Source organism: Leisingera sp. ANG-M1, assembly GCF_000813745.1.
Taxonomy (GTDB): Bacteria; Pseudomonadota; Alphaproteobacteria; order Rhodobacterales; family Rhodobacteraceae; genus Leisingera.
This window is the reverse complement of the sequence record NZ_JWLC01000026.1, coordinates 86,607-110,668: the sequence shown is the minus strand read 5'-3', so window position 1 is coordinate 110,668 and position 24,062 is coordinate 86,607. Positions and strand designations below refer to the sequence as shown.

Genomic DNA, 24,062 nt, shown 5'->3' with positions numbered 1-24,062 from the left:
TTGGGCGCCCGGTTGCGATCACCTCCCGGTTTGCCGGGAGGCCAAGGGCGGTTTCAGGAGAGGCGCGGCGAACTGCGGCAGTCGATGACAAAGGCAGGCCAGGGCGACCGGGTGGTCATCCGGCAAAACAGGGCTATCAGAAAGGCGCCGGTCACGATGCTCCGGCGGGGTTGGGTGCGCCTGCCAGCCCGACTGTGCCGCCCAGCTGCGTGCCCAGCCCGTTGATCATCCGCGCCCAATAGGCAAAGGCGGCAGTAATCTGGATCAGGTAGGAAATCCCCTTGTCGCAGAACCCCGCCGCACGCAGCGGGTCCAGATCTTTGGCGCTCATCTGTTCGGGTGTCAGCGAGAGTTTCCGGGCATAACGCAGTGCAGCCAGCGTCCGGGCGTCTTCGCCCTCGGGCTCCCTGCCCGCCTCCAGTGCTTGCAGGATTTCATCGGCACGGGGCTCGTCGCCCAGATACATCCGGAAGTTCGCCCCGTGATTGACAGCGGCATAGCGGCAGCCGCAGAGGATTGCGGCATAGGTCGAGACCAGCTCGGCCAGCCAGGGCTCCAGCGGATTGTCCGGGTTGTGCAGCAGCGCCAGATAGTGGGCATCCGCGGGCTGGATGGCGGCGGGGGTCTGGGACATCGCCAGATAGAGGTTTTCGACCTTGCCGTCTCTGCCTTTGACTGCGTCGTAGGCATCGGCCAGGGTGCCTGCCGCGTCTTCCTGCGGGATGACCTCTACCCAGGCGATGTCCTGTTTCATGTGTTCAGATCCCGATGTCATGCAGCACGGAGGAATTCAGGAACCCGCGCTGGTCTTCGGGCAGCATGGCCTGAATCTCCGGCCTGTCCAGGAAAACCATGCGCCCCTTGTCCCACATCAGCTGATCGTCGAAGGAGATCGTCTGGCCCATCAGGTGGAAGGCCGCATCGCCCGGGTCGATCCCCGCGGCGTGCATATGGGTATAGCGGGGCGAGCCATAGGCGACGGTGCCCCATTTCTCCAGGTCCTCGTAAGGGTCGCCCTTGTAGAAGGTGCCGGGGTTGATGCCGGTGTGCCAGGAGTTGACCCGGTACGGGTCGCCGCCGGTCAGTTCCGCCGCGCGCTGCAGCTGTTTCTTCAGGCGCGAGACCAGCTCGGCCGGCCCGTCGAAGGCAACCATTCGCGAGTCCTCGACCTGGGCCAGGACGGGCTGGTCCAGCACCAATGTGCTGTCCGCATAGGCGCGGGTGGAGGAGGAGGTCACGAAGTGCTTGATCGCCAGGGTGCCGCGCATGTTGTGGCAATGCACCGGCGGGAAGATCATTACCGGAAAAAGCTCGAGCGCAAATTCGGCAATCGCACTGTCGCGGCCCGGTTTGATGTCGCTGATCAGGTCGGTGCCGCAATCGCCCGTCATGCGCCAGGATTTGGCGTTCAGGATCAACTCCAGCAGCGCGTCGTGCACCTGTTTCATGGCGCTGAAATCGGCGCTGGCGAAAGGCGCGGCCAGGTGCTCGCGGGTCAGGGTGTAGGTCATCACCGCCTTGCTACCTTCAAGATTGAAACGCACCTGATCGCCGAGGCGGGAGAAGAAGATGGTGCGGTCTGCGCGTTCCATCGCCGCGCGCACGGCGGCGGGGAATTCTCCGGCATGGGCCACCGGTTCAGCCATGACAATTTCGGGTTTCAGGCCAAGGCTTTCGGCGATTTGGGCAACGGCGGTGCAAAGCTCGGGCTCAAAATAGAGATCCTTGCCCGTCTCACCCACCAGCAGGATGCGGTCGCCGGGCTGCGCGCCGGCGCAGGCCAGCAACAGGTTGCGTGCGCCTGGCTCCAGGTCTGCAAGCGGGAAGTCAGCCATTTATTCTTGCCTCCGGGCCCATTGACATTCTTCAGGTATGACGATTCTGTGATCACAGATCAACAGAAATCTCACGCTTGCCAAACCGGAGTTGCTTCGCTATCTGTGATCACAGATTCAACTGGGACGTCCGGCATGGGTTATTCCGCTTTTTCCATCCTGGGTCATGCCTTGACCGCAAACAAGCACTGGCAGGCGGCCGTCGGCACGCCGGAGATGCGCACGTCTTATGATGTGGTGATCATCGGCGGCGGCGGGCATGGGCTGGCGACGGCCTATTACCTTGCCCAGGAGCACGGAATTACCAATGTTGCGGTGCTCGAGGCAGGCTGGATCGGCGGCGGCAATACCGCGCGCAACACCACGATTGTCCGGTCGGACTACCTGCTGAATTCGAGCTTCCGGCTTAAGGATTTTGCCTTGAGGCTGTGGGCGGATCTGAGCCGCGATCTGAACTTCAATCTGATGTACGAGCCGCGCGGCTATGTCGACCTGGCCCATTCCGACGGCGAGCTGGAGCATTTCACCCTGCGCGCCAATGCGATGCGGCTGGGCGGGGCGGAGGCATCGATCCTGACCGGCGATGCGCTGCAGGAACGGGTGCCGGAGCTGGATATGGCGTCTCCCAAGCGGTTCCCGATTGCGGGCGCCCTGGTGCAGGAGGCCGGCGGCGTGGTGCGCCATGACGCGGTGGCCTGGGGCTTTGCCCGCAAGGCCTCGCAAGCGGGTATCCATGTGTTCCAGAACTGCCCGGTGACGGGTATCGAGGTACGGGGCGGCAAGCTGCAGGCGATTGAGACGCCCAAGGGCCGGATTGCTTGCGGCAAAGCCTTGATCAGCGTTGCCGGTGCCAGCACCCAGGTTGCGGCCCTGGCCGGGCTGGAGCTGCCGCTGAACTCCGTCAACGTGCAAGCCTTTGTCACCGAACCGGTGAAACCGGCGTTGGACACGGTGGTGAACTACAACGCGGGCTACTCTTATGTAAGCCAGACCAGCAAGGGCGAGTTTGTGCTGGGCGGCGCGACCGACGGCTACAGCTCATTCGCCCGCCGCGGCAGTTTCGAGCGGATCGAGGATGTGCTGGCGCGGGCGCTGCAAATGTTTCCCTTCCTGTCGCGTCTGCGGCTGATGCGGCATTGGTCGGGGATCGCGGATATCCCGATGGACGGCAATGCGATCCTGGGGCCGACCCCGGTGGAGGGGCTGATGATCAATGCGGGCTGGGGCTATGCCGGGTTCAAGGCAACCCCTGCCGTCGGCCACCAGATGGCCGCGCTGCTGGCCACCGGACAGCTGCCGGAACTGCTGCAGCCTTTTGCCTATGAGCGGTTTGCGCTGGGTGCCGAGCAGGATGACGCCGGCGCCGGCCCCTACCCCTGGCTGCATTAGGAGCGATGCGATGCTGTTGATCCCCTGCCCCCATTGCGGCCTGCGCGAGGAGAGCGAGTTCACCTATGGCGGCCCCTGCCGCGATCTGCCCGCGCTGGACGGTCAATCGGATGCTGGCACCTGGAGCCAAGCCTTCCACATGGGAAAGAACCCGCGCGGTCCCTTGCGGGAGCTTTGGTATCACAGCAGCGGCTGCGAGGCCTGGATTGAGGTCACCCGCGACACGGCCTCCCATGAGATCATCCCGGGAGGCCAGACATGAGACGTTTGCCGGCCGGCGGTCTGATCGACCGCAGCCAGACGCTCCACTTCACTTTTGATGGCGAGATGATGACAGGCCATCCCGGCGACACGCTGGCCTCGGCGCTGCTGGCGGGCGGCCGCCATCTGGTGGCGCGCTCGCTGAAGTACCACCGCCCGCGCGGGATTATGTCGGCCGGGCTGGAGGAGCCCTCGGCCATGGTCACCGTCCGGGACGAAACCGGCAGCACGCCGAACCTGAAGGTGACAGAAGTGCCCCTGCGGGAAGGGCTGCAAGTTTCCAGCCAGAACGCCCTCCCCTCGCTGGAGAAGGACCGGGCCGCGGCGCTGGGGCTGATGGGCAAAACGATCAGCGCGGGCTTTTACTACAAGACTTTCATGTGGCCGCAGGGGGCTTGGCATCAGCGCTTTGCGCGGCTGATCCGGCAGGCAGCAGGGCATGGGAAAGTGGATCCGTCGCCGGACCCGGCGCTGTATGACAAGCGGCGCAAGAGCTGCGATGTGCTGGTGATCGGCAGCGGCCCGGCGGGGCTGTCAGCGGCGGTGACGGCGGCGCAGTCCGGCGCCACGGTGATCCTGATGGAGCAGGATCACGTATTGGGAGGCTCTCTGCTGTCTTCTGATGCAACGCTGCAAGGACTGTCCGCGCAGGACTGGGCAGAAGATGCCGAGGAGGCGCTGCGGGTTCTGTCCAATGTCACCGTGATGCCGCGCACCCTGGCGTTTGGCCAGTATGACCACGGGTTGGTGCAGGCAGTCGAAACCCTGCCCGAAGGCAGCAGCTGCCAGGCGGTGTTCTGGAAGATCCGGGCCAAGCGTATCCTGCTGGCGGCGGGTGCCATCGAACGGCCGCTGGTGTTTCCCGGCAACGACCGCCCCGGCATCATGCTGGCTGGCGCTGTACGCAGCTATATCCGCCGCTTTGCTGTAGCGCCTGGCAGAAGTGCAGTGGTTGCGGTGGCCGATCCGCAGGAACGGGCGGACACCGTAGCTGCCTTGCGGGAGGCAGGCATTTCCATTGCCGCAGACCTGCCTGCCGGTGCCCGGCTGCTTGCCACGCAAGGCAAGCGGCATTTGACCGGGCTTGCTTGGCGCGACGCGCAGGGACGCAAGCAGCGTACGCCTTGCGACCTTCTCGCCATGTCGGCGGGCTGGATGCCCACCGCGCATCTGTTTGCGCAGATGGGAGAGCGGCTGAGCTTCTCGGATCAGACGCAAAGCCTGCTGCCGCCGGAGACAGACGGCCCCTTGCGCCCCATCGGCGGCGCCCGCGCGGTTCTGGACAGCGCCGATTGCATTGCCGACGGCAAGGCTGCGGCGCACCAAGCGATGGCCGAGCTGGAGATGCACAAACACCTGAATCTTTCGCGCCCGTCTCCAGCGCCGGCCTCTGCTGAGGTCTTCGCTGCTGGTAAGGGCAAGGCTTTCGTGGACTTCCAGAATGACGTCACCCGCGACGACGTCGCCCTGGCGCAGCGCGAGGGCTACCGGGATGTGGAGCTGACCAAGCGCTACACCACCCTTGGGATGGGCTCCGACCAGGGCAAAACCAGCTGGACCAACGGGGTGCTGGAGATTGCTGCGCTGTCCGGCCGCGAGGCGGCGGAGATCGGCCACACCACCTACCGCCCGCCCTATTCGCCGGTTTCACTGGGCGCGCTGGTTGGGGCCGGGACCGGCATGCAGATGACGCCCATCCTGCGCACGCCGTTTCACAGCGGGTTCGAGAAGCTGGGCTGCGTGTTCCAGACCTCGGGCGATTGGCTCTATTCCCGCTACTTCCCGCAACCGGGTGAGACCATGGCGCAGGCCATTGAGCGCGAGGCCCGCGCGGTGCGCAGCTCACTCGGCTGTGTGGACATGTCGACCCTTGGCAAGATCGACGTGCAGGGGTCGGATGCGCTGGAGTTCCTCTCCCGCCTTTACTGCAACAACTTTGCCGCCATCAAACCGGGCCGCCTGCGTTATGCGCTGATGCTGCGCGAGGATGGCTATGTGTTTGACGACGGCACCATTGCCTGCTTGGGTGCGGAGCATTTTCTGGTCACCGCCACCACCGCCAATGCGGGATCGGTCTGGCGCCACATGCAAAAATGCGCGCAAGTGGAATGGCCGGAGCTGGATGTGAGCCTGACGGATGTCAGCGATCACTGGGCCTCGCTGGCGATTGCGGGCCCGAACGCGCGCAAGCTGTTGGAGGCGCTGGGGCCGGATTTCGAAGCCTCCCGGCAGGCGTTCCCCTTTGCCGCCGTGCGCGAAGGGCAATTGGACGGGCTGCCCGCACGGGTGTTCTCGGTCAGCTTCTCGGGCGAGCTGAGCTATGAGATCAATGTGCCTGCGGGCTTTGCGGAGGCCTTGCTTGCGCGTGTCATGGAACGCGGCGCGGAATGGAACATCACGCCTTACGGCCTGGAAACGCTGGACGTGCTGCGGATCGAGAAAGGGCATTTGTCGGTGGGCACCGAGATCGACGGCCGCCGCACACCGGGGGATTTGGGTATGGGCGGCATGGTCTCGAAGAAAAAGGACTTCCTGGGCCGTGCCCTGCTGCAGCGCCCGGGGCTGCAGGCCGAGGGCCGCGAGCAGCTGGTGGGGCTGGTGCCGGAAGATGGTTCCACGATCATCCCCTATGCCGCTCATCTGAGTGACAGCGAACTCGACGCCAAGGGTTGCGCCGCAACCATCGGCCATCTGACTGCGGCGATTGAAAGCCCGTCCTTGGGCCACCCGATTGCGCTTGGCTTCCTGCGGGATGGCCGCAACCGGATAGGGGATGTGCTTTGGGCGCATTCTCCGGTGGCAGGCGCATCGGTAAGGGTGCGAGTGACAGCCCCTTGTTTCTATGATCCGGAGGGGGAGCGGCTGCATGGCTGATGCACCGGAAATCACCCGCGCAAGCGATGCCGAAGGCTTTCTGCCCGGCCCGCTGGGACTGCGGCTGGACGAAGAATTCCTGCCCCTGACTGCGTTGAATGCAAAGCCAGAGGTTCTGGACAGTCTGCTGCCCTTTGGCCGGATGCATCAGGACGGCGCGACTTTCCTGCTGCGGCTCTGGCCTGGCACAATCTGGAGCAGCGGCCCGTTGTCCGCGGGCAGCTACCGCGCGGCTGACATCGGCCACGGCCTGACCCGCTTCCGCCTGCGCGGGGTCGAGGCGCTGCATTTCTTGGACCACTACACTTGCGCCACCCTGTTCGCGCCGCACATCCGCCAGGCCCGCTGCATCCGCACCCGGCTGGGCGGCCACGACGCCACCCTTTGGTGGCACAACACCCGCGATGTGCATGCGGTGGTCTACCGCTCTGCCGCGCAGTCCTTTGCGGACCACCTGCGCGCCTTGGCGCTCCGTCACGACCCTGCCGATCCATCCACCTACCCGCGCCCGGTCAATCCCGGCGCCCCAGACAGAAGAGGCTGAACATGTATCTCCGCAACACCTGGTATGTCGCTGCCTGGGACAGCGAAGTCACCCGCGAGCCGCGCCAGATCAAGGTGCTGGGCGAAAAGATCGTGATCTACCGCACTGAAGCCGGCGCCCCGGTTGCGCTGATCGACGCCTGCCCGCACCGCAAGCTGCCTTTGTCCAAGGGGCGCATCAAGGGCGACCACATCGAGTGCGGCTACCACGGGCTGACCTTTGACTGCTCCGGCAGCTGCGTCCGCGTGCCCGGCCAGGACAAGATCCCGGCGGCCACCAACATCCACTCCTACCCGGTCGAGAGCCGCTATGGGCTGGTCTGGATCTGGATGGGCGACCCGGCGCTGGCGGATACGGATAAGATCTTCACGGTCGAGCATTTCGAGGAGCCGGGCTGGGGCATCAACAAGGGCGACGCGATGCCGTTTCCTTGCAATTACCTGTATATCACCGACAATCTGCTCGACCCCAGCCATGTCGCCTGGGTGCACCAAAGCTCGTTCGGCAATGCTGCCTGCGAAGAGGAGCCGCTGACCGTCACCGGTACCGACAGCGGTGTGATCGTCTCGCGCTGGATGTATGACGTGGAAGTGGCGCCCTTCTACAAGAAACTGGTGCCGTTTGAGGGCAACTGCGACCGTGAGCAGCATTACGAGGTCCGTTACCCTTCGCTGGCCTATATCAAGGCGGTCTTCACCCCGGCAGGCACTGGCGGCGATGCCAGAAACCTGCCCGAGGGGCAGTATTTCCAGATGGACAGCTACAACTTCATGACACCGGTGGATGAGACCACCACCCGCTATTACTGGTTCCAGATCCGCAATGTGCATGCGGAGGACGCGGAGATTTCCCAGTACATGAGCGACTCGGTGGAGTTTGCTTTCAACGAGGACCGCGACATTCTGACCGAAGTGCAGAAGGGCATGGACGCGAAGACCACCCGCAACGTGGACCTGGCGATTGATGCCGGCCCGCTGTTGTTCCGCCGCCGCTTGCAAAAGATGATTGACGCGGAGAGCAAGGCTGCCGAGCCGGCTTGAAGGAAAACTTGTCTCCATGAATTCGGACACAACGGCAGGTTCGCGCCTGGCACCGAGGGGGGGCGTTTCGCGCCCGCCCTGGGGGGCGGGGACGGGCGCGAACCGGATCGCAGGCGATCCGGTGGCGAAAATGGCCATTGCGGCGCCCGAGAATTGTAAGCCTAGCAGGCAAAGATCTTGCCTGGATTAAGCATGCACTTAGGGTCTAGTGCAGCCTTGAGCTGTTTCATCGCGGCAATTGCGGCGTCGGGTCGGCTGAGCGGCAGATGGGCGCGTTTCTCAAGCCCGATGCCGTGTTCTGCCGAAACCGTGGTGCCTGCAAACTGCTGCAGCACGCCGTAGACCGCGCCGTCAATTGCCGCGTGGCTGATGGGGTCAGGAGCGGGCCCGGCCATGATGTGCAGGTTGCCGTCGCCCATATGCCCGAAGACATAGCAGCCAACACCCGGACAATCCCGGGCGATCCGCTCCTGCAGCTGTTCGACATAGCCCGGGATATCGTTAAGGCGCAGGCCAACATCGTAGGACAGGCAGGGGCCGCTCAGGCTTTCGATCACGTCTGCGTCCTCGCGCAGCTGCCAGATGGTGCGGCGCTGGGTTTCGGACTGGGCGACGGTGCCGTCCTGCAGCAGGCCGTCCTCGAAACATTGCGCCAGGAAGACCGTGAGGGCGTCGTCTTGCCCGGGTTCTCCCCATTGGCCGGTCTCGATCACCCCGTAGATGCCGCAATCGGGGGACACCAGGCGGTTGCCCAGATGCGTGGCGATTTGGGTGAAGAACTCCGGCCACATGGCCTCAAAGGACAACAGGCTGGCGCCAAAGGCTTTGCGGGTACTGGCCAGCACTTGGAACAGATCCTCGGTTCCGGCGCAGCCGATCAGCGCGGTTTGCACCGAGGACGGGCGGCTGTGCAGGCGCAGGGTGATCTTGGTGATGACGCCCAGCGTGCCTTCGGAGCCGATGAACAGTTGCTTCAGGTCGTAGCCTGCGTTGTTTTTGAGCAGAGTGTTGTTCAGATCGAGGATGGTACCGTCGGCCAGCACCGCTTCCAGCCCCAGGATGTTGTCGCGCGCCATGCCGTAACGGATCGCCTGGATACCGCCGGCATTGGTCGAAGCAAGCCCGCCAAGGGTGCAGCTGCCGCGGGATGGCAGGTCGACGCCTGGGGCAAAGCCGTGCGGTTCGGCGGCGTCAATTACTTGCTGCAGAGTGACGCCGGCCTCGGCAGTGACAACGCCCTGCACCGGGTCGAGGTCCAGAATGCGGTTCATCTTCTCCAGCGACAGCGCAACCTGCCCCGGCGCGGTTGCGGTGCCCTGAACCAGCCCGGTCAGCCCGCCGTGCGGAACAATGGCCAGCCCGTGTTCGGCGGCCAGCCGGCAGACCTCGCTGACTTCTTGCGCCGAGCAAGGCGTCAGCAGTACGTCGCCGTCATAGCTCGCGGCGCAATAACCGGTGCCACGCAGGGCAAGCCGCTCGCCGGTGATCACGTTCTTTGCGCCGATCGCCTGGGCGAACAGCTCGGAAATCTGGTTGATGTCCATCAGGGATGCTTTCGTTACGCCCGGTCTTAGCTGCCGGACTTGCCTTTGCGGTGCTCGTGCAGGGTCTTGGCGACAATGGCGATGGTGGTCAGAACCATCAGGATCACCGAGACCGCAGCGATAATCGGGTCGACGTTCAGGCGCAGCCCGTCCCAGATCCGCTTTGGCAGGGTAATCACGTCGATACCGCTGACAAACAGGGTGACGGCGATCTCCTCCCAGGACAGCACCAGGCTCAGGAACCAGGCCGAGAACAGGCCGAACTTGAGGTTTGGCAGCACCACCCAGAAGGTGGTCTGCATCCGCGAGGCGCCAAGGTTGCGGGAGGCAAGCTCCAGCGATTTGTCTAGCCGGGAGGTGGCAGTCAGCATCACGATCACCGCAAAAGGCGTCACCATGATCACATGGGTCAGGATCAGTCCCGCATAGGTGTCGATCAGGCCGATGCGCGCTTGCAGGAAGTAGATGATCACCGCCGAGACCACTGGCGGCACTGCCATCGGCAGCAGCGCCAGTCCGACCAGCGCGCCGCCATAGCGCGGCTGGCGGAACCACAGGCCCAGGGCGAATGCCGCTGCCAGAACCGTGGCGATTACGCTGCTGGCCAGCGCCACCAGAACGCTGTCGGAGATGCTGGCAAGCCAGGCCTCGTCCGTCAGCAGCGCCTGGTAGTGGCGCAAGGACCAGTCGCCTTTGGGCAGCGACAGGAAGCGCTTGGGGGTGAAGGAGACCGGGATTACCGCCACCAGCGGCATCAGCATGAAGACGCCGGTGAGCACGGCGGCAAGTTTCAGCAGCCAGCTTTGCAGATTCAGGGGCTTGCGCGTCATTTGACCAGCCTTTCCGGGCGGATGACCTTGAACAGGAGCCCGGCCATTGCGGCGACCACCGCCAGCACGCCGATGCTGAGGGCGGCGCCAAAGCCCCAGTTCGAGGTCTGGAATATCTGGATGTAGATATATTCAGCAATCATCACGATCTTGCCGCCGCCAAGGATTGCCGGCGTGATGAAGAAGCCAAGCGCAAAGACAAAGACGATGATCACCGAGGCAAGGATTCCAGGCACAGTGAGCGGCAGGAACACGTTCCAGAAAGTGAAACCCGGGCTGGCGCCCATTCCGCGGGAGGCCAGCAGCACACGGCTGTCGATCTGGCGCATGACCGAGGCGATCGGGAAAACCGCAAAGGGCACCAGGAAATGCACCATGCCCAGGATCACCGAGAATTCGGTCCGCACCAGGGTCAGCGGCTCGGCAATGGCGCCGATGGACAGCAGGCTCTCGTTCAGGATGCCCTTATTGCGCAGGATCACCACCCAGCCGAAGGCGCGGATCAGCACCGAGATCCAGAAGGGGATGAAAATGCAGAGCTCCATGAACAGCTTGCGTGCGGGCGAGCCGAACACCCAATGATATGCCAGCAGATAGGCCAGCAGCACCGAGGTGAGGGTGACCAGGATGCAAACCCGTGCGGTGCGCAGCATGATGTTGAGCGCATCCGCATCCGTCAGCATCCGCACATAGTTCTCCGCACCCGGCTCGGGCCGGGAGACGGACCAGCCGAAGACGCCCAGAAGCGGTGCCAGATAGACCGCCAGGAACAGGGCGGGCAGCAGCCACATGGCTATGGTGTGTATATTGAGCCGTGCGGCCATTTCGCTGCCCTTCCCCTTAGGCGTTAGCTGCTGACCAGGGCCAGATACTTGTCCAGCGCGGTGCCGTAGTGGTCGGCGTACCATTCCGCCTGCAGCACGATCTGGCGCTCCAGGTTCTCTTTGGAGCTCGCGTCAACCGGCTTCATCTCTTCCGAGACCAGCGCATGGGCGGCGGGGTTGGCCGGGCCGTTGCCCAGCTCATTCAGCAGAGTCACCTGATTGTCGGGGTTCTGGGCCAGGGCGATGAACTCCATCGCGGCCTGAGCGCCCGCCGGGTTGCCTTTGATCACGGTCCAGCCGGACGGCGACACCAAGCCCTGGTCAAAGGTCCAGTCGACCTCGCCCTCGGTGTCCTGTTTGGTCAGGTTGGCGCGGGTGTGCCACAGCAGGCCCATCGAGGCCTCGCCGTCGCGCAGCAGCTGCTGGCTTTCGGCGCCGGAGGACCAGAAGCTGACGATATGCGGCTTCAGCGCTTCGATCTTGGCCAGCGCGCGGTCCACATCCAGCGGGTAAAGCTCGGCAGGGGCAACGCCATCGGCCAAGAGCGCGGCCTCCAGCACGCCGGTCATCCATTTGTAAAGCGTGCGCTTGCCCGGGTACTTCTCCACGTTCCAGAAATCGGCCCAGGTGCTGGGCGCATCATCGCCGAAACGTGCTGCGTCATAGGCGATGACGTTGCTGTAGAAATAGGAGGGAACGTAGAATTCGCCGTCAAAGCCCGGCTCGATCTTGCTGCGGTCGACGATGGAATAGTCGATCTTCTCCATCATACCTTCGCGGCCCAGGCGGATCGCGGAATAGGGTTCCGCGTCGCAGACGTCCCAGCGGACCGAGTTGCTTTCGAACTGGGTTTTCATCGAGCCTTCGAGCGGGCCGGAGCCGTCGATTTTCAGCTTGTTGCCGGTGGCCGTCTCGTAGGCTTCGGCGAAGGCTGCGGAGTAGGCGTCGATCGCATCGCCGCCCCAGTTGACCACCACCAGCTCCTGGCCTGCGGCGCGGGCGCCCGGTGCGGCCACAGTGGCGGCGCCCAAGGCCACCAGCCCGGTCAGAAAGCCGCGGCGGTCCAGCTTGCCGGAGCGGAAGCGCTCGGCCAATAGCTCGCAGCAGTCTCGTTGAAAGTTGTTCATGGTTTCCTCCCTGATGATTTGCGGCCGGGTCTGGTTGCCGCCTTGGATGGCGCGGCCCGGTTCTGTTAGTCGGCAATCACGATGCTGTTTTCAGGCGACCAGCCGACCCACAGATCGCTGCCGACGCTGGGCAGCGCGCCATTGGCGTTGTGGGTTGAGGCGCTGATGCTATGGCCCTGCGGCGTCTGCAGGACCAGGTCGCTGTGCGAACCTTGATAGGTGGTCTGGATCACCCGGGCGGGCAGCACATTGGCCTGATCCGCGGGGCGCTCGGCGCTGAGGGTCATGTGTTCGGGGCGGACCGCGATGCTGGCGGTGCCGTTCACGCGGTTTCCCGGGTTGGCGGCCGAAAGCGTCGTGCCGTCCAGATTGCCGCGCAACAGCCCGCCGTCTATGCCGGGGCTGGCGACCGGGAAGATGTTGATCTGGCCCAGGAATTCCGCCACGAAGCGCGAATCCGGTGCGTTGTAGATGTGGTCAGGCGTCGCCAGCTGCATCAGCCGGCCCTTGTTGAAAATGGCGATCTTGTCGGACATCGCCAGCGCCTCGCCCTGGTCATGGGTGACAAAGACAAAGGTGGTGCCGGTTTCCTCATGCACCCGCTTCAGCTCGCTTTGCATTTGTTCGCGCAGATTGCGGTCGAGCGCCGAGAGCGGCTCATCCAGCAGCAGAACGTCCGGCTGGAACACCAGTGAGCGCGCCAGCGCCACCCGCTGCTGCTGGCCGCCCGAAAGCTGCGAAGGTTTCTTGTGGGCATGTTCGGCAAGGCCAACAGTCTCGATGATCCGCCCCACCTTCTGCTTGCGTTCGGCGCTGCCCATCTTGCGCACCCGCAGGGGGTAGTCGACGTTCTGCCAGACGGTCATATGCGGAAACAGCGCATAGCCCTGGAACACCATGCCGAAATTGCGCTCTTCCGCGGCCATCGCGCTGATGTCCCGGCCATCCTTCATCAGCTGGCCCGAGGTCTGTTCGGTGAAACCTGCAAGGATCATCAGGAACGTGGTCTTGCCGGAGCCGGAGGGGCCGAGGAAGGTCAGGAACTCGCCCTTGCTGATCTCCATGCTGACGTCGTGCAGAGCCTTGAAGTCGCCATAGGACTTGCAGATGCTGCTGGCCGCGATTTGTGACACTGACTGGCTCCCCGTCGTTCCTGGCTCTGGCAAGGCCCTGAGCATTGGCGGGAGGATTGCAGTCAGTTTTTTTCACGTCAAATGAAAGTAATTGCCGTGTTATCGTGAAAAATTCTCACGATAATGCGCCTGACTAGCTCTGTGTTTGCAGTGTGTATTCCTGGAACCAGCGCGACAGCCAGTCGATCGCCAATTGGCAGACACGGCGCTGCATCCGTTCCTTCTGGGCAACGATGTAATAGGCGTGCGGGCCGCGGATTTCGGTGTCGAACAGGCGCACCAGCTTGCCCTCGCTCAGCGCGTGGCGGCCCAGGATGTCGTCGCCAATCGCGATCCCGGCGCCGGCGATGGCGGCGTTCATGTTGTGGGTCACGTCCGAGAACACAATGCCTTTGCTCAGCTCGAAACTCTTCTTGCTGGCGGCGGACAGCCAGACCACCCAGTCGCTTTGATTGCGATGGTGCAGCAGCGGCAGTTTCACCAGATCCTCAGGGGTGCGGATGCGGCCGTGGCGCTCCAGAAAGCCGGGCGAGCAAACCGGGAAAGCGCGCGGGGTGAACAGGTGCTGGACATGTTTGCCGGGCCAGGCGCCGTCGCCGTAGATGATCGAGAAGTCGGTCTGATCGTTGAGGATATCGTTGCGGTCGGTTTCGTTGGTGATCTCCAGGTCGATGTTGGGAAAGAGATCCAGGAATTCGGTGATGTGATAGGCCAGCCAATAGCTGCCCAATCCGGACGCGCAGTTGATGCGCAAGGGGCCGAATGGTTCGCTGTCGCCCAGCGGCGCATTGGCGCGCTCGACGATCTCCAGCGCCTTGCGGATGTCCTGCACATAGCGGTTGCCGGCCGAGGTCAGTTCCACCTTGCGGCCCGCTCGGCTGATCAGCTTGACGCCCAGCATCTGCTCCAGGTTGCGCAGCTGGTGCGAGACGGCGCTGGGGGTGACGAACATCGCCTCCGATGCCTTGTGCAGGCTGCCCAACCGCGACACCGCCTCAAGCATCCTGAGCGCGGTCATCGACGGGTAAACCCGGCGGGCGTCGCTTGCGTCTCTTTCGGCCATGCTGCCCATGTTCGGGACCTCTCTATGCAGAGTTTTGGGCATATTACATGAGAAAAATTCGGAAACGCAGCGGAATTTCTTTCATTTGACGTGAGAAATTCTGCGTTCTTACTGTGCCGGAACAAGCCGGCCGCATTTCCGGTCCGGTATGGCGCGAGGCAGTGGCTGCGCGGCAAGGGAAAGGATAAAGCATGGTTTCGAGCGCCGGAATCCGGTCGACCAACACGCCCGAAGGGCTGCCCGCGGCGGATATGGTGCTGCGGAACGGGCGGATTTACACCGTCGATCCGGACCAGCCCTGGGCCGAGGCGGTGGCGATCAAACACGGGCGGTTTATGGCGGTGGGCAGCAACGCTGACATGGAGCCGCTGATTGCGGATTACACCCATGTGCATGATCTGAATGGTGCCTTTACCATGCCGGGGCTTTACGACATGCACACCCATCCGGATCTTGCACTAGGGCCGAAGTATTCGGACTATCTGGATGTGGGGCTTGAGACCCCAACCCCGGATCAGGTCCGCGAGGCGATCCTGCGCTATGCCGCGGACAATCCGGACCGCGAGTGGATTTTCGGCAAGCATTTTGTCCACTATGCCTTCCGCAAGGCGGGGCAGACGCCGGGGCGTGAATGGCTCGACAGTTTTATCCCGGACCGGCCGGTTGCGATCATGGACCGGATGTGGGGCAGCTGCATGGCCAACTCCAAGGCGCTGGAACTGGCGGGCGTCGGCAAGGACACCGTGGACCCCAACAACGGCTACATTGTGCGCGACCCGCTGACCGGCGAACCGGACGGCATTCTGGTGGATGGCGCCTATGCGCTGATCATGGCAGCAATGCCGCCGCCGCCGATGCACGCGCTGACCCGCGCCTACCGCGAGGGCGCGCGGTTCCAGTCTGCCCGCGGCGTTGTGGCAACGAAATACGTGCATGTCTGCGAACAGCGGCTGGATGCGCTGCGCGCCATCGACCTGGCGGGTGAGCTGCCGGTTCGGGTTGAAGCGGCGATCAGCTGGCAGGACGACATCTTCCCGGTGCGCCGCCGCTGGGAGCTGCTGGCGGGCGAACGGCACTATTACCGCTCAAAGCGCCTCAATGCGAATGCGGTCAAGTTCCACTTTGACGGCACCGCCGAGCCGCGCACCTCTTACCTGATCATCCCCTGGCCGAACGAGAAGACCTGGCAGGGTTCGCTGAATCTGACGCCTGAGCACATCTATGACATGGTGGCGGAAATGGACCGCAAGCACATCCGCGTGATTGCCCATTGCACCGGTGATGGCGCCTCGGACATTTTCCTGGATGCAGTGGCTGAGTGCCGCCGCCGCAACGGTCCCGGCGGCATGCGCCATCAATGCGCCCATTCCACCTTGCTGGACGAGGGCAACCTGGCCCGCTTTGCCGAACTGGACGTGATTGCCGAGTTTTCGCCGGTGGGCTGGTTCCCTTCGGAGTTCACCATCGGCGCGCGGTCGTCTTTCGGGGAACGGCTGCAGGAGGCCTATAACGTGCGCGGGGTGCTGGATGCGGGCGGGGTCACGGTGATGGGGACCGACTGGCCGGTCAGCAGCATTGATCCCTGGTTCGGGTTTGAGACCCTTGTCACCCGCGAAAACCCGCGCGGCGAGATGGAGGGCAAACTGGGCCAGCCAATCACGCCCGAGGAGGCAATCCGGATGCTGACCCTCAACGGCGCCTATGCGATGGGCTGCGAGGATGTGTCCGGTTCGATCACTGCAGGCAAGACCGCCGATTTGATTGTGCTGGACCGCAACCTGCTGGAGACCGAGGCCAAGGGCAACTGGCATAAATCGCAGGTGCATCTGACCATGGTGGATGGCGAGATTGTGCATGACCCCAAGGGCTGGATGCAGGGCACGGATTTTGAACGCCGCATCACCTCCCCTGTCCCTGATTTCACGCCAAAGGACATCTGATGGATACGCGCGTTCCGGTTACCATCGTCGCGGGCTTTCTCGGCGCTGGCAAAACCACCTTGATCAACACCCTGCTGCAGGGAGATCACGGACTGAATATCACCGTGCTGGTCAACGATTTCGGCGCGGTCAATATCGACGCCGACCTGATCCTGAAGCGCGAGCGTGAGGTGATGGAGCTCTCAAACGGCTGTGTCTGCTGCTCGATCCAAAGCGATCTGGTGGCGCAGCTGCAGGCGCTGTTCCGCTCGGACAACCCGCCTGAGTATCTGCTGATCGAGGCCAGCGGGGTTTCGCAGCCCGGCCGCATCGCTTCGGTCTTCGGCTATCCGCAGCTGCGGGACTATGCCCGTTTGGATGCGGTGGTAACTCTGCTGGATGTGGAGAACACCGATGCGCTGTCGGACAACTGCCAGCAACTGGTGCAGGCGCAGATTGAGGCTGCCGATATCGCGGTGCTGACCAAGACGGATCTGGTGCAGCCGCAGCGGGTTGCCGATTTCCGCGCGCAATGGCTGTTTCCGGATCTGCCCGCCTATAAGGCCTGCAACGGAAAAGTCCCGGTGCAGTATCTTTTGGACACCGGCCGGCATGACCCGGAAAACGTTGTCCTGCCGCAATCGCGGCCGGCCGCAGGGTTTCGCTCGCAGAGCTGGTCGGTGCAAGAGCCGTACAGTTATGCCAGCTTCAAGTCTGCGCTAGGTACTCTGCCCGCTTCGGTATTCCGGTCCAAAGGCGTGCTTTATTGTGCGGATTTTCCGGACACCCGGATTGTGTTTCAAAAGGTCGGCTCGCGGATTGAGTTCCACAAGGACGGCCTGTGGCGCGGTGCGCCGGAAACGCGCCTGGTTGCCATTGGTGAAGACGGGTTGGAAACAGCTGGCTTCCTGAAAAATCATATGGAGCAGTCCCTGGCCGCCCTGCCCTGCCCCTAAGGTTTTGCCGGGGTTTGCCGGGCCAGCGTGCCGGCGGCAAACTCCATGAAGGCACGGATCACCCGCACATCCTGCCGCTGGGTCAGCGAAACGATGCTTTCACTCATCGTCAGGTCTGTGTCCTCCAGCGGGATCGGGATCAGGCGGTTGTCGTGGCCGAACTCGGCTTCGGAAACAAAGCCGACGCCGGCGCCCGAGGCGACCAGCTCGCGCACGGCCTCGCGGCCCTCGGCGACGATGGCGGGCTTCAGGGTGATGCCGCGGCGCTGCGCTTCGGCATCCAAGTTCTGGCGGGTTTTTGAGCCCGCTTCCCGGAACACCAGCGGCAATTTGGTCAGTTCGTCAAAGGCTATGCTTGTCTTGTCGGGCGGCAGCAGCCCGCGGGCGGCAAAGGCGGTGATGCCGGTGGCACCCAGGTTCAGCACCTTCATGTCGCGGCCCGGGGTCAGGCTGCCGGCCACGCCGATCTCGGCGTTATAGGCGCGCAGCTCCTCCAGGATTTCCTCGGTGTTGCCGGTCCGCAGCGAGATGGTGATGTTCGGATACTTCTGCCGGAACGGCCCCAGGAAGGCGGTCATGTGCAGAGCCGAGTCCGCGATGATCCGCAATTCACCCTCCACCGCAGCGCCGGATTCTGAGAGGTAGTCGCCGATCTGATCCTCGATCTCAAAGTATCCTTTGGTCAGCCGCAGCAGCTCCTCGCCCTGGGGCGTCAGGGTGATCTGCTTCTTCTCGCGGCGGAACAGCAAGAGGTCGTGATCCTGCTCCAGCTTGCGCACCTGTTCCGAGACCGCGGGCTGGGTCAGATGCAGTGCTTTTGCAGCCCGGGAAAAGCCGCCCAGAAGCGCAACATGATGAAAGGCGCGGAGCTGGCTGTGGCGCATCTCTTTCCCTCAATTCCGATGTATAGGCGTAGCCTATAAGTGGATCGTTTTTTGCAATTTTACATATGGATTGGCGCAGGGCAATGATGCCCTCAAATTCCTCTTGGGAGATTGCAGATGAGTACTTCCACGGACTCGATTGAAGCGCCCAGATTGGGCGAGCCCTACTTGCTTACCCCCGGCCCTTTGACCACCTCTTATGCGGTGAAAGAGGCGATGCTGCGGGACTGGGGCAGCTGGGATGATGACTTCCGCGGTATGACCCGCGAGATTCGCAGCCGCCTGCTGGCGCTGCTCGGCGAAGGCGCTGATGATTTTGACTGCGTGCCAATGCAGGGCTCCGGCAGCTTTGCGGTGGAGGCGATGCTGGGAAGCTTCATCCCCCGTGATGGCAAGGTGCTGGTGCTGGCCAACGGCGCCTACGGGCTGCGCTCGGCGCAGACGCTGAAGTACCTGGGCCGCGATCATGTGGTGCTGGACAAGGGCGACTACCTGCCGCCGCGCGGCGATGAGGTGGCGCAAATCCTGGCCGATGACCCGGCAATTACCCATGTGGTGGCGATCCATTGCGAGACCTCCTCGGGCATTCTGAACCCGGTCGAGGAGATTTCCGAGGCGGTCTATGCAGCAGGCCGCAAGCTGCAGATAGACTCGATGTCGGCCTTTGGCGCCATCGAGCTGCAGCCCTCGCAGATCCGCTATGAGGCGATGGTCTCCTCGGCCAACAAATGCATCGAGGGGGTGCCGGGCTTTGGCTTTGTCATTGCCCGCAAGGGCGAGATTGAAGCGGCCAAGGGCAACAGCCATTCACTGTCTCTGGATGTGCACGCGCAATGGGCCAATATGGAAAAAACCGGCCAGTGGCGCTTTACCCCGCCGACCCATGTGGTGGCTTCCTTCCTCGAAGCGCTGAAGGCGCATGAAGCCGAGGGCGGCGTGGCCGGCCGCGGTGCCCGCTACGCCCGCAACCGCGATGTGATGGTGGCGGGGATGCGTGAGCTGGGGTTTGAGACGCTGCTGGAAAACCGCTGGCTGTCGCCCATCATCGTCACATTCTTTTGCCCTGCGGATGAGAAGTTTGAGTTCAGCCGCTTCTATGACCTGATGAAGGAGAAGGGCTTTATCATCTACCCGGGCAAGCTGACCGTTGTGGACAGTTTCCGCGTCGGCTGCATCGGGCAGATGGATGAACACGTGATGCGGCAGGTTGTGACCGCCGCCAAGGAAACGCTTGCCGAGATGGGCGTCGCCAGCGCGGCCCCGCCCGCCGCGGCGCTGGAAGAACGCGCCAAACTGGCCGCCTGAAGACAAAGGACCCCGAGATATGACCATTGGAACCCCCGTTACTGCCAACGAGCGGACCTACCCGGCGCCAAAGACCTGCGCGATTGCCATCTGCCTGGACGGCTGCGAGCCGGAATACCTGGAAGTTGCCATCGCCAAGGGGCTGATGCCGACCCTGAAGCGGATCCGCGAGACCGGCACCGACCGGCTGGCGCATTCGGTGATCCCCTCCTTCACCAACCCCAACAACCTGTCGATTGCCACCGGCCGCCCGCCGATTGTGCACGGCATCTGCGGCAATTACCTGATCGACCCGGACACGGGCGAAGAGGTGATGATGAACGACGTGCGCTTCCTGCGCGCGCCGACCATCTTTTCGCAGTTCTACGAGGCCGGCTACCGCGTCGCCATGGTTACCGCCAAGGACAAGCTGCGGGCGCTTCTGGGGGCGGGGCTGAAGTTCGACGAGGACCGCGCAGTGGCGTTTTCCTCGGAGCGGTCTGGCGAGACCACCAAGGCGGAGCACGGCATCGACAACGCCAGCCAATGGCTGGGCATGGAGGTGCCGGAGGTCTATTCGGCCGAGCTGTCCGAGTTTGTCTTTGCTGCCGGCGTGAAGCTCTTGGCCGAGTTCAAGCCGGACGTGATGTATCTGTCGACCACTGACTACATCCAGCACAAGTTCGCGCCGGAGCAGCAGGGCGCACTGGATTTCTACGCGATGTTTGACAAGTACCTGGCGCAGCTCGATGAAATGGGTGCGGCGATTGTTGTCACTGCCGACCACGGCATGAAGCCCAAGCATAACGCCGACGGCTCCCCCAGCGTGATCTACGCGCAGGACCTGCTGGATGAGTGGCTGGGCAAGGACGCGGCGCGGGTGATCCTGCCGATCACCGACCCCTATGTGGTGCACCATGGCGCGCTTGGCTCTTTTGCCACCGCCTATTTGCCCGAAGGCGCCGACAAGGCAGAAGTGATGGCCAAACTGGACGCCCGCGAGGAACTGATCCTGGTGGTGGACAAAGAAGAGGCCATCAAGCGCTTTGAACTGCCGGGCGACCGCATCGGCGACATCGTGATGATCTCGGGCGAGAACATGACCATCGGCACCTCGGCCCACCGCCACGACCTGGCGGCGCTGAAAGAGCCGCTGCGCAGCCATGGCGGGCTGACTGAACAGGAAGTGCCCTTTATCGTGAACCGTGTCATCGACCTGCCGGACCAGCCCGAGGATCTGCGCAACTTTGACGCCTTCTTCTATGCCACCACTGCGGCGGCCCTCTGATCTATGGGTGAGACTATGACCAACATCGAAATCCGCAACGAAGGCATGCGCATCGGCGGCGAGACCGTTTTCACTGACGAGACCGTGCCGGTCCACTACCCCTATACCAACGAGGTTGTCGGCTATGTGCCCGCAGGCAAGGCCGAGCACGCCCGCATGGCCTTTGAGGTGGCGGCGAACTACAAACCCAAGCTGACCCGCTATGAGCGCAGCCAGATCCTGCAGCGCACCGCCGAGCTGATCGGCGAGCGCCGCGAATACCTGGCGAAATGGCTGACGCTGGAGCTGGGCATCTGCCACCAGCACTCGATCTATGAGACCAAGCGGGCGCAGGACGTTTACCAGTTCGCGGCGGCTGAGGCGCTGAAGGATGATGGCGAGATCTTCTCCTGCGACCTCACCCACAACGGCAAGCCGCGCAAGATCTTCACCAAGCGCGAGCCGGTCAAGGCGATCTCAGCGATCACCCCGTTCAACCACCCGCTCAACATGGTGAGCCACAAGATTGCGCCGTCGATTGCCACCAACAATTGCATGGTCTGCAAGCCGACGGAACTGACGCCGCTGACCTGTATTGCACTGGCCGATATCCTCTATGAGGCCGGCCTGCCCAAGGAGATGTTCCAGGTGGTCACCGGCTGGCCGCAGGACATTGGTGACGAGATGATCACCAATGAAAACATCGATATCATCACCTTCACCGGCGGTGTGCCGGTGGGCAAGATGATCGCTGAGAAAGGCGTCTATAAACGCCAGGCGCTGGAGCTGGGCGGCAACGACCCGCTGATCGTGCTGAACGACCTGTCCGACGCCGACCTGGACAAGGCCGCAACCATCGCCGTGGCAGGCGCCACCGGCAACTCGGGCCAGCGCTGCACCGCGATCAAGCGCATTTTGGTGCAGGAAAGCGTGGCAGACAAATTCGTGCCGCTGGTGCTGGAGAAGGCCAAGAAGATCAAATTCGGCGACCCGCAGGACCCGGCCACCGAACTGGGCTGCGTCATTCACGACAAGGCGGCGGAGCTGTTCGAAAACCGCGTGCTGCAGGCCGAAAAGGAAGGCGCCGAGATCCTCTATCACCCGGGCCGCGACGGCGCCCTGCTGCCGCCCATCGTGGTCGACAAAGTGCCCCACAACAGCGAGCTGGTGATGGAGGAAACCTTTGGCCCCATCGTGCCGATCGTGCGGGTGCCGGACAATGATGCGGAGGTCATGAAGATCTCCAACTCCACCGAGTTTGGTCTCTCCTCCGGCGTTTGCACCAACGACCTGAACCGGGCGATTGCCTATATCAACGGTTTGGACGTCGGCACCTGCAACATTTGGGAGCAGCCGGGCTACCGGATCGAAATGTCGCCCTTCGGCGGGATCAAGGATTCTGGCAACGGGGTGAAGGAAGGCGTCATCGAGGCGATGAAGTTCTTCACCAACGTCAAGACCTACTCCCTGCCCTGGCCGGAATAATCCCGGCCCTGCCGGGGCTGCCCCACGCAGCCCCGGCTTTGATTTTCAACCAGAATTTTCCCTCGGGAGTGTCCCATGCTTGTCCATACCGAAGGTGAATCCAACACCTCGGACGCCCGCAAGGCCTGGCTGCAGAAATCCATCGGCTCCAACTCCGCGCCGCTCTTGCAGCGGGACGCCAGCGTTTTCCTGCACCAAAGCCTCTCCAGCCCCTGTGTCAGCACCATCGCCAAGGCCGAGGGCATCTGGATCGAGGACATGGACGGGCGCCGTTACATGGATTTCCACGGCAACTCGGTGCATCACTTGGGCTATGGCCACCCGCGGCTGGTGGCGGCGATCAAGCAGCAGCTGGACGATCTGCCTTTTGCCCCTCGCCGTTTTACCAACGACCCGGCGGTGGAACTGGCCGAGAAGCTGGCAGAGATCACCCCCGGCGATCTGGGCAAGACCCTGTTTACCACCGGCGGTTCCGACGCCAACGAGGTGGCTCTGAAAATCGCCCGCGCCGCCACTGGACGGTTCAAGACGCTGAGTTTCTGGGACTCCTTCCACGGGGCTGGCTTTGGCGCCGCCTCGGTCGGCGGCGAGGCCACTTTCCGCAGCCATATCGCCGGGCCGCTCTTGCCCGGCACCGAGCATGTGGCGCCCTACAGCCCGTCGGACTGCCCATACGGCCATCAAACCCTGGAAGCGAGCGCCGAGGCCTGTGCGAAGATGATCGATTATGTGCTGGGCCGCGACGGCGACTACTGCGCTTTCATCGCTGAGCCGATGCGCGCCGTGCCTATCGTGCCGCCGCCGGGATTCTGGAAAGCCGTGCGCGCGACCTGCGACAAGCACGGTGTGCTGCTGATCCTGGATGAGATCCCCACCGGGCTGGGCAAGACCGGGCGGATGTTCTCCTTCCAGCATGACGGTGTGGTGCCGGATATCGTGACGCTGGGCAAATCGCTTGGCGGAGGCATCCTGCCCATAGCCGCCTGCGTCGCCCGCCGCGACCTGGACGTCTGCGGCGACTTTGCCATCGGCCACTACACCCATGAAAAGAACCCGGTCACCGCCCGCGCGGCCCTCACCACCCTGCAGATCATCGAGGACGAAGGCCTGGTTGAGCGCTCTGCAGACCTAGGGGCCTATGCGCTGGAGTACTTGCAGGAGCAGATCGGCCATCTGCCGATCACCGCAGATATCCGCGGCCGCGGGCTGATGTTCGGGGTGGAGATCGCAGGCAACGCAGACATCGCCCGGGCCCGAGCTGAGAAGATCTATTACGCTTGCCTTGAAGGCGGCCTCAGCTTCAAGATCAGCCAGGGCAACGTGCTCACCCTGTCGCCGCCGCTGACCATTGCGCGCGAAGACCTGACCCGGGCGCTGGACATTGTCATTGCGGCTGTCAAGGCGGCCCAGTAACGGGCCATTCCTCCGCGCAGCGGAACAACAACGAAGACACGATCAGAACGGAAGACCAAAAACTACAAAATTAATAAAGGGGAGAACCAATCCATGCCGGAGATAGTAACCAGCCAGTCGCGCGTCCGCTTTGATGAGGCGAGATGCCAGAACTCTGGCCGATGCGGCCTGCGGCTCTCCCGAATGATCCAGGCCCTGTCCGGCGAGACAGGCACCGCCGATGATGCGGATGAGGACATGCTGAAAACGGCCGCGACCGCCTGCCCTTCGGGTGCGCTCAGCTACAGCAAACGGCGCCGGGTCCGGGCCAAGGAACAGGTCCGCGAGCGCCGCTTCTACCTGCCTTGATTTTCTGCCAATTCGTCAAGAGGTCCGGCCAAGGCTTGGCAG

At 63.2% G+C, this 24,062-nt stretch carries 21 protein-coding genes; 12 read left to right on the top strand and 9 right to left on the bottom strand.

What is annotated here, in order from left to right; translation table 11 throughout:
- Positions 1-151: 151 nt before the first annotated feature.
- Together RA19_RS21690 and RA19_RS21685 are read right to left on the bottom strand one after the other, a co-directional pair.
- Positions 152-754: a carboxymuconolactone decarboxylase family protein gene (locus RA19_RS21690; RefSeq protein ID WP_052261977.1), complete on the bottom strand. Its 603-nt coding sequence runs from the start codon at positions 752-754 to the stop codon at positions 152-154.
- Positions 755-758: 4 nt separating this feature from the next.
- A complete protein-coding gene (locus tag RA19_RS21685) occupies positions 759-1,835 on the bottom strand; it encodes a hypothetical protein (protein ID WP_039166847.1) in 1,077 nt (358 codons plus the stop codon).
- Between the two features lie 135 nt (positions 1,836-1,970).
- Here RA19_RS21685 and RA19_RS21680 point away from each other — a divergent pair, with 135 nt between their 5' ends.
- From RA19_RS21680 to RA19_RS21660, 5 genes are read left to right on the top strand one after another with little or no spacing between them, the layout of a single operon-like run.
- Positions 1,971-3,224: an FAD-dependent oxidoreductase gene (locus tag RA19_RS21680; RefSeq protein WP_039166845.1), complete on the top strand. Its 1,254-nt coding sequence runs from the start codon at positions 1,971-1,973 to the stop codon at positions 3,222-3,224.
- 10 nt (positions 3,225-3,234) lie between these two features.
- Positions 3,235-3,486 (top strand): sarcosine oxidase subunit delta, encoded by a 252-nt coding sequence (locus tag RA19_RS21675; RefSeq protein ID WP_052261976.1) that lies wholly within the window; start codon positions 3,235-3,237, stop codon positions 3,484-3,486.
- Complete coding sequence (locus RA19_RS21670; protein WP_039166843.1) at positions 3,483-6,359, top strand: 2Fe-2S iron-sulfur cluster-binding protein; 2,877 nt, start codon at positions 3,483-3,485, stop codon at positions 6,357-6,359. The genes RA19_RS21675 and RA19_RS21670 overlap by 4 nt, the downstream gene beginning before the upstream one ends.
- Positions 6,352-6,903 (top strand): hypothetical protein, encoded by a 552-nt coding sequence (locus RA19_RS21665; RefSeq protein WP_039166841.1) that lies wholly within the window; start codon positions 6,352-6,354, stop codon positions 6,901-6,903. The genes RA19_RS21670 and RA19_RS21665 overlap by 8 nt, the downstream gene beginning before the upstream one ends.
- Positions 6,904-6,905: 2 nt before the next feature.
- Complete coding sequence (locus tag RA19_RS21660) at positions 6,906-7,943, top strand: aromatic ring-hydroxylating dioxygenase subunit alpha (protein WP_039166840.1); 1,038 nt, start codon at positions 6,906-6,908, stop codon at positions 7,941-7,943.
- A 161-nt stretch (positions 7,944-8,104) separates the two neighbouring features.
- Here RA19_RS21660 and RA19_RS21655 read toward each other — a convergent pair whose 3' ends face one another.
- The 6 genes from RA19_RS21655 to RA19_RS21630 all read right to left on the bottom strand — a co-directional run bounded on the left by RA19_RS21655 (position 8,105) and on the right by RA19_RS21630 (position 14,464).
- Positions 8,105-9,487 carry an FAD-binding oxidoreductase gene (locus tag RA19_RS21655; protein WP_039166838.1) on the bottom strand — a complete coding sequence of 461 codons (1,383 nt, stop codon included), beginning with the start codon at positions 9,485-9,487 and terminating at the stop codon, positions 8,105-8,107.
- A 26-nt stretch (positions 9,488-9,513) separates the two neighbouring features.
- The gene (locus RA19_RS21650) at positions 9,514-10,317 is read right to left on the bottom strand and encodes an ABC transporter permease (RefSeq protein ID WP_052261974.1); all 804 of its coding nucleotides are present in this window, start codon (positions 10,315-10,317) and stop codon (positions 9,514-9,516) included.
- Positions 10,314-11,141 carry an ABC transporter permease gene (locus RA19_RS21645; protein ID WP_039166837.1) on the bottom strand — a complete coding sequence of 276 codons (828 nt, stop codon included), beginning with the start codon at positions 11,139-11,141 and terminating at the stop codon, positions 10,314-10,316. Before RA19_RS21645 ends, RA19_RS21650 begins: the two co-directional genes overlap by 4 nt.
- A gap of 23 nt (positions 11,142-11,164) precedes the next feature.
- Entirely contained in the window at positions 11,165-12,268 is a 1,104-nt protein-coding gene (locus tag RA19_RS21640) for an ABC transporter substrate-binding protein (RefSeq protein WP_039166835.1), read from the bottom strand.
- Between the two features lie 65 nt (positions 12,269-12,333).
- Complete coding sequence (locus RA19_RS21635; RefSeq protein WP_039166833.1) at positions 12,334-13,401, bottom strand: ABC transporter ATP-binding protein; 1,068 nt, start codon at positions 13,399-13,401, stop codon at positions 12,334-12,336.
- A gap of 133 nt (positions 13,402-13,534) precedes the next feature.
- Entirely contained in the window at positions 13,535-14,464 is a 930-nt protein-coding gene (locus RA19_RS21630; RefSeq protein WP_193748316.1) for a LysR substrate-binding domain-containing protein, read from the bottom strand.
- Between the two features lie 191 nt (positions 14,465-14,655).
- Here RA19_RS21630 and RA19_RS21625 point away from each other — a divergent pair, with 191 nt between their 5' ends.
- Positions 14,656-16,404, top strand: coding sequence for an amidohydrolase (locus RA19_RS21625; protein WP_039166831.1), 1,749 nt, complete (start codon positions 14,656-14,658; stop codon positions 16,402-16,404).
- Complete coding sequence (locus RA19_RS21620; protein WP_052261971.1) at positions 16,404-17,339, top strand: CobW family GTP-binding protein; 936 nt, start codon at positions 16,404-16,406, stop codon at positions 17,337-17,339. Before RA19_RS21625 ends, RA19_RS21620 begins: the two co-directional genes overlap by 1 nt.
- On the opposite strand, the gene RA19_RS21615 is transcribed toward RA19_RS21620, so the two are convergent.
- Positions 17,336-18,223 carry a LysR substrate-binding domain-containing protein gene (locus RA19_RS21615; protein ID WP_039166830.1) on the bottom strand — a complete coding sequence of 296 codons (888 nt, stop codon included), beginning with the start codon at positions 18,221-18,223 and terminating at the stop codon, positions 17,336-17,338. The two genes, RA19_RS21620 and RA19_RS21615, sit on opposite strands and share 4 nt — an antisense overlap.
- 117 nt (positions 18,224-18,340) lie before the next feature.
- Here RA19_RS21615 and RA19_RS21610 point away from each other — a divergent pair, with 117 nt between their 5' ends.
- The 5 genes from RA19_RS21610 to RA19_RS27790 all read left to right on the top strand — a co-directional run bounded on the left by RA19_RS21610 (position 18,341) and on the right by RA19_RS27790 (position 24,020).
- Positions 18,341-19,528, top strand: a complete 1,188-nt coding sequence (locus tag RA19_RS21610) for a 2-aminoethylphosphonate--pyruvate transaminase (RefSeq protein WP_039166829.1) — start codon at positions 18,341-18,343, stop codon at positions 19,526-19,528.
- 19 nt (positions 19,529-19,547) lie between these two features.
- Positions 19,548-20,795, top strand: coding sequence for a phosphonoacetate hydrolase (gene phnA / locus RA19_RS21605; protein WP_039166828.1), 1,248 nt, complete (start codon positions 19,548-19,550; stop codon positions 20,793-20,795).
- A 15-nt stretch (positions 20,796-20,810) separates the two neighbouring features.
- Positions 20,811-22,259 (top strand): phosphonoacetaldehyde dehydrogenase, encoded by a 1,449-nt coding sequence (phnY, locus tag RA19_RS21600; RefSeq protein WP_152615844.1) that lies wholly within the window; start codon positions 20,811-20,813, stop codon positions 22,257-22,259.
- Between the two features lie 75 nt (positions 22,260-22,334).
- Entirely contained in the window at positions 22,335-23,672 is a 1,338-nt protein-coding gene (gene pbfA / locus RA19_RS21595) for a (R)-1-hydroxy-2-aminoethylphosphonate ammonia-lyase (protein ID WP_039166824.1), read from the top strand.
- A gap of 183 nt (positions 23,673-23,855) precedes the next feature.
- Entirely contained in the window at positions 23,856-24,020 is a 165-nt protein-coding gene (locus RA19_RS27790; RefSeq protein WP_446720301.1) for a hypothetical protein, read from the top strand.
- The last annotated feature ends 42 nt before the right edge of the window (positions 24,021-24,062 follow it).